Source organism: Segatella copri, from assembly GCF_024330485.1.
Classification (GTDB): Bacteria; Bacteroidota; Bacteroidia; order Bacteroidales; family Bacteroidaceae; genus Prevotella; species Prevotella copri_L.
On the sequence record NZ_JANDWX010000063.1, the window covers coordinates 1 to 5,074 of the forward strand.

The 5,074-nt window shown below is 41.4% G+C and carries 5 protein-coding genes and 2 pseudogenes; 4 read left to right on the top strand and 3 right to left on the bottom strand.

The features are described from left to right. Both NNC77_RS15965 and NNC77_RS15970 read left to right on the top strand, forming a co-directional pair. Nucleotides 1-780, top strand: a 780-nt coding sequence (locus NNC77_RS15965; RefSeq protein ID WP_254971811.1) for a relaxase/mobilization nuclease domain-containing protein, incomplete at its 5' end; no start/stop codon positions are given. A gap of 35 nt (nt 781-815) precedes the next feature. Beyond that, entirely contained in the window at nt 816-1,571 is a 756-nt protein-coding gene (locus tag NNC77_RS15970) for a hypothetical protein (RefSeq protein ID WP_254971813.1), read from the top strand. Between the two features lie 58 nt (nt 1,572-1,629). On the opposite strand, the gene NNC77_RS15975 is transcribed toward NNC77_RS15970, so the two are convergent. Beyond that, entirely contained in the window at nt 1,630-2,034 is a 405-nt protein-coding gene (locus NNC77_RS15975; RefSeq protein WP_254971814.1) for a topoisomerase DNA-binding C4 zinc finger domain-containing protein, read from the bottom strand. A gap of 158 nt (nt 2,035-2,192) precedes the next feature. On the opposite strand from NNC77_RS15975, the pseudogene NNC77_RS16800 reads away from it, so the two are divergent. Next, nucleotides 2,193-3,222, top strand: a pseudogene (locus NNC77_RS16800) (IS110 family transposase); the annotation flags it as partial. A 537-nt stretch (nt 3,223-3,759) separates the two neighbouring features. Here NNC77_RS16800 and NNC77_RS15990 read toward each other — a convergent pair. Then, nucleotides 3,760-4,089, bottom strand: coding sequence for a DMT family transporter (locus NNC77_RS15990; protein ID WP_117692378.1), 330 nt, complete (start codon nt 4,087-4,089; stop codon nt 3,760-3,762). Nucleotides 4,090-4,284: 195 nt separating this feature from the next. Here NNC77_RS15990 and NNC77_RS15995 point away from each other — a divergent pair. Beyond that, nucleotides 4,285-4,446: pseudogene (locus NNC77_RS15995) on the top strand (IS1380 family transposase); the annotation flags it as partial. Between the two features lie 277 nt (nt 4,447-4,723). Here the strand turns inward: NNC77_RS15995 and NNC77_RS16000 are convergent. Next, nucleotides 4,724-5,074, bottom strand: a 351-nt coding sequence (locus NNC77_RS16000) for a hypothetical protein (protein ID WP_254971816.1), incomplete at its 5' end; no start/stop codon positions are given.

Sequence of the window (5,074 nt, forward strand, 5' to 3'; positions counted from 1 at the left end):
AATCCAAGGATAAAGAAGCCTGTGGGACACATTGCATTGAGCTTCAAACCAGAGGACAGGCCACGTTTGACGGATGAGTTCATGGCTAAGATAGCCCTTGAATACATGCAGATGATGGGCATTACCAAAACCCAATTCATCATAGTAAGGCATCACAACACGGACAATCCACATTGTCATATCGTATATAACCGCATCAATAATGAGGGCAAACTCATATCAGACAGGAATGATTACAGGCGTAATGAGCAGGTGACCAAGGCTCTAAAATCCAAGTATGGACTGACCTACGGAACGGACAAAAGCAAGACAAATACTTGCAAATTGCGCAATAGGGAGCGTGCCAAATACGAGATTCACAATGCTGTAAAGAGCGCATTGAGAATGGCAGATAGCTGGGACGAGTTCAAAAGTGAACTTGCAAAACGAGGTGTTCACTTAGAGTTTGTCTATAAGGATAAGGAGCGAACCAAGGTTCAAGGCATCCGTTTCTGCAAGGATGGATATAGCTTCAAGGGTACGCAGATTAGCCGAGACTATAGCTTTGGCAAGCTGAATGCAAGGTTTGAGGGAATGGAGAACCTTTTATCAGCAAGAGCCAGCTCTGCTCAGCAATATGAGCAGGTGCCATCCATATCGGAGAGCAGCCAGGACCCTTGGGATGGTATTTCTTCCATTGGACTTTTTGCTCCAGCCAATGCTCAGACCTTTGAGCCATTCCCAGAGGATGAATCAGTCAAGAAGAAAAAGAAGAAACGCAGAAGAGGCTTTAGCCTTTGATGCAAGTTACAAACCATTCAAACAACATAAGAAAGATGAAAGAAGAAATGTTAGAAGCCATCTACGGCACAGTTGAGAGATTGGAGCAAAAAGTCGATGAACTTTCTGCCTCACCAAAGAATACAGAGGCGGAAAGCACTCCGGCCTCTGTAAGTGTTGATACTAGCAAACTTGAAAAAGCTATTCTTGCTATGGCTGTAAAAGAAGGGGATGCTATTGACAAATTGGTAAGATTAAGAGAAGCTATCTGCATTTTTACCGACCTTACCAAAAAAGAAGCAAGCAAAGATGAACAGCGAAGTAAACTCTTGCTTGATACTGTTAATCAGGTGAAACAAGAGCTGAATGCCACATCAAAAATTGTGCAGGACAAACTTCACGCAATGGATAACACACCTCTGAAGAAAGTAGTGACTCATCGCTTCGAGCCAACTTCAAAGTCTGTTCTTCTTTTCATTGGTGGCTTGGCTCTATCTCTTGTTCTCTCCATTTGGGGCAATCTCACCCAATGGCGAGAGCATCAAGATTGGGAGGAGGCAGATTTGAAGTATCGGGCTTTGAAGATGGTGCTTCCATCCGATGACCCCAATGTTCGATACATCGAAAAGCATTTTTCTGTTTGCCGAGATGAGAAAGTTATAGATGATGTAAGAAATCGTGTTGCTGCCTACGAGGATTCTATTCGCCATCATCATGAAATGGTTGAAATGGCTACTTATAAAGATAGTATAGCCAATAAGCTTTTGCAAGAATCAAATCGCATAAAACGTGCTATGAAAAGCTCAAAATAAAGTTTCTGGAAACTAACTAAACTAAATGAGAGGGAAATAAACTTAATACATTCCCCTCTCATTTATTTAGTGTAAACTTGCATTTAGGATAGTTTGAATACCCATAAAAAGAGCCATATCTTCCTTTGCGTAAAACTAACTGACCACCACATTGCGGGCAAACGCCTTGCCTTATTAAACTCTTTGCTCTATATTGCCTGTCGTGAACATTATGTTCGTGCTGTCTTATTTCTTCCTTGTCAGCTATTGTGTAATATCGTTGAATAGTATTGATAATTCTATCTACTTGTGTAGCATTTAGAATAATGTCATGATATTGGGATATTGCCCAATTTAAATTACATCTGTTTACAACTATATGGTTACTGACATGAACTTTCAACTCTGCTGAATTATTGAAAACAACAATCGGAATTAACGGAATTGAGGTTACTGGGGTAAGGGGATTTTGTGTCTGCGACATTTCTGTTATGCAAGGAATATGTACAATAAAATGATTTTTTGTCTTTTACAAGCAAAATCCCACGAAACCCAATAGGTTGCGGATTTGAGGATATTACAAATTTAAGAACATAAACAGTTTGTTGTTTGTTTTATTAACCATAATTAATAAATTTAACATTACAGTTCTTAAGTGACTTGATGCTTCATCACCATGTTGTTGAGGTGTCAATGGAGAGCACCAGCGTCTACTGGATTCCAATATGGCGTGTGCTGTCTCCACACTTCAAGCTGAATCTTGCTAATCCCAGCTCCCTGATCGCAAGAGTGACGTGAAGGATGCGCAGTGGATTGCCGAGTGTACGATGAAGGAGCTTATACGCGGCAGCTTCGTACCTCCTGAGACAATCCAACAGCTGCGTCAGTACGACCGCCGTATATTCGACCTCAACGAGGAGATATAAGAAAGCTGTCAAAACTTGATGCCGTGCTGCAACGCTGCAATATACGTCTGAGCAACTACGTTTCCAATGTTGACAGCAAAAGCTACAAAGCCGTGGTGAGAGCCTTCTCACAAGGGGTCACCGCCCCCGAAGAGTTGGTGAGGCTAATACATGGACGCATCATCAACCACCACGGCATAGATGTCATCACAGCATCACTCAAAGGTGTGGTAAGCCTTGCAGAGATTGACATGATATCACAATTGCGTGATGAACTTGACATGGCGGAGGCACACAAGGAGAAATGCCAAGCCAGAATGCTTGAGATTTGCGAAAGGGAATTCCCCGAAGAGTTGAAACGATTACAGATCATACCCGGCATAAAGGAACGTGCGGCCACATCATTGATCGCTGAAATCGGAACGGACATGAACAAGTTCGAAACGGACAACCACCTCGCTTCATGGAGCGGTCTAAAACCGAGAAACGATGAATCTAACAAGAAAATCAAGTCAAGGAGCATCACTCATGGAAATGTATATCTCTGCAAGACAATCATAGAGTGTGCATGGGCAATCAGCAGAACGAAAGACTGTTTCTTTAGCCGGTTCTCATATCATCAGACGCAAGTGAGGAAAAAGAACAAGATGAAGGTTCTGGTGGCTGTGGCAAGAAAGATGCTCATCGCCGTTTGGCATGTGTTGCATGACAACACAAATTATATTGACTTCACTACTGATCGTAAAACATCCCAAACAAGAGGATGAACACGATATACCGACCGTCAGCAGGCTATTACCTTTGTGATGGTAACACCTCGTCTACAAATTAACCATACTGACGGACGGCTATGGAAGCCAGTTTGAGTACAAACTCGAAGAGGAAAGTATAACTATATGAGTAGGTCCTTGTTTGCGCTTGGTCCTGAAAGTTCGTGTGCCTCATTTTAATTATACAGCTGTTTAGTTACCTTTTGCGGAGATATTCATTTTTGTTTTATAGAGGAAAGTGTCCTCTCCTGAAATAGTACATTTTTGTTAGTCCTGTGAGTGTACTCATTTGTTAGTTTTGCTCCTGCTGGGGTACACGACTTGTGGTGTCGTTTCCTGAAAATGGTTGACTTATTTTCTGTCCACCAATACGGTCCGCCTTGCGTCTTTTATCCCGTCCGACAACTCTCATAATTCACCTGTTTGGATAGATTGATGTAAAGACACCTCAAACAGAAAGAACTTGCTCCACTAATACGGAGCAAGTTCTTTTATACCTCACGACTTTTTCCTAAATACTCATGCCGCCTCTTCTCAATGCGCAGATGCCGCTGAAAAGAGATTGAGAACGACTACTCCTGCAACGATGAGTGTAATGCCGATGCCTGCCGCAAAATCGAATTTTTGCCCGAAAAATATAACGGAAATAATATTACCCAATACAATTCCCAGCCCAGCCCACACTGCATAGGAAATTCCTAACGGAATAGTTTTCAAGGACAACGAGAGGAAATAGAAACAAGCAATGTAAGCAAGGCAGGTCCCCACTACCGGTAGCGGCTTTGTGAAGCCATCAGAGAGTTTTATGCACACCGTTCCTGCTGTTTCTAAAATAATGGCAAGTGTAAGAAATAAGTAAGCCATAGTAAAAATAATAAAGTAAGGGCCGAGTGTACGCCGTCACCCTTCTGCGTTTTCGTCTGCCTTATTTCCGCAACACTATAATTTAATATTTTTTATAAGCACCTGAGCAACAAAAAGTTGCTCAGGATTTTGCCATGTCAGAAATTTCACTTATCTTAGTGTTGCAAAATAAAAACAAACAAAATTCTGAATAACATGGCAAAAGTACAAATAAAATCTGAGAAACTCACTCCTTTTGGGGGAATTTTTTCGATTATGGAGCAATTTGATGCTCTTTTAGTTCAAACCATAGATTCCACCTTGGGATTGAGATGCACATTGTATGGTTATCAATATAGCGAGATTCTACGCTCTCTTTTCCAGCAAAATGGATTAAGACGTCACGTAGGCATGTATTGAACATTTACTCAGACAACTATGCTTATGCCAACCTGTTCTAGACAGACTTTGGTTAAAGGCCATGCTTTTCTGGTTAAACCGGCGTATTACCTCAAGTCGCTTTATGGGGTAAGGGAATTTTGTGTCTGCGACATTTCTGTTGTGTAAGAAATATGTACAATAAAATGAATTTTGTCGTTTTGCAAGCAAAATCCCACTAAACCCTATAGGTTGCGGATTTGAGGATGAAGAAAACTTAAAAATGCTTAGCAGCTGCCCAAACTAACTCCACCTTTGTTACCTGCGGATAAGCTTCCTTATATTTATCTGTCAAATCCCAGAAGAAAAGCGAGCCTTCTTTTGGTTTCAAATAGAAATTCTCCAATGTTCCGCCTTTACCATCTCCAACCTCGAAATAAAGTATACTGTGATCTTCATTATACGTAGTAGTATAATACCCATCCACCAACACCTTTCCACCAGCAAGAAACTGGATTCGGGATACTGTAAATACATCACCACGGCTCTTGAATTTAACAGCTTCATAAGGCTTACTTGCTATCGCATCCGATGCTATCACCAAAGAATCTTCCTTGGAAACACCCTC

Bases quoted from the DNA above. Each gene is read 5' to 3' on its own strand.
- NNC77_RS15975 (WP_254971814.1), bottom strand. From the start codon at position 2,034: ATGTCGCAGACACAAAATCCCCTTACCCCAGTAACCTCAATTCCGTTA.
- NNC77_RS15970 (WP_254971813.1), top strand. From the start codon at position 816: ATGAAAGAAGAAATGTTAGAAGCCATCTACGGCACAGTTGAGAGATTG.
- NNC77_RS15990 (WP_117692378.1), bottom strand. From the start codon at position 4,089: ATGGCTTACTTATTTCTTACACTTGCCATTATTTTAGAAACAGCAGGA.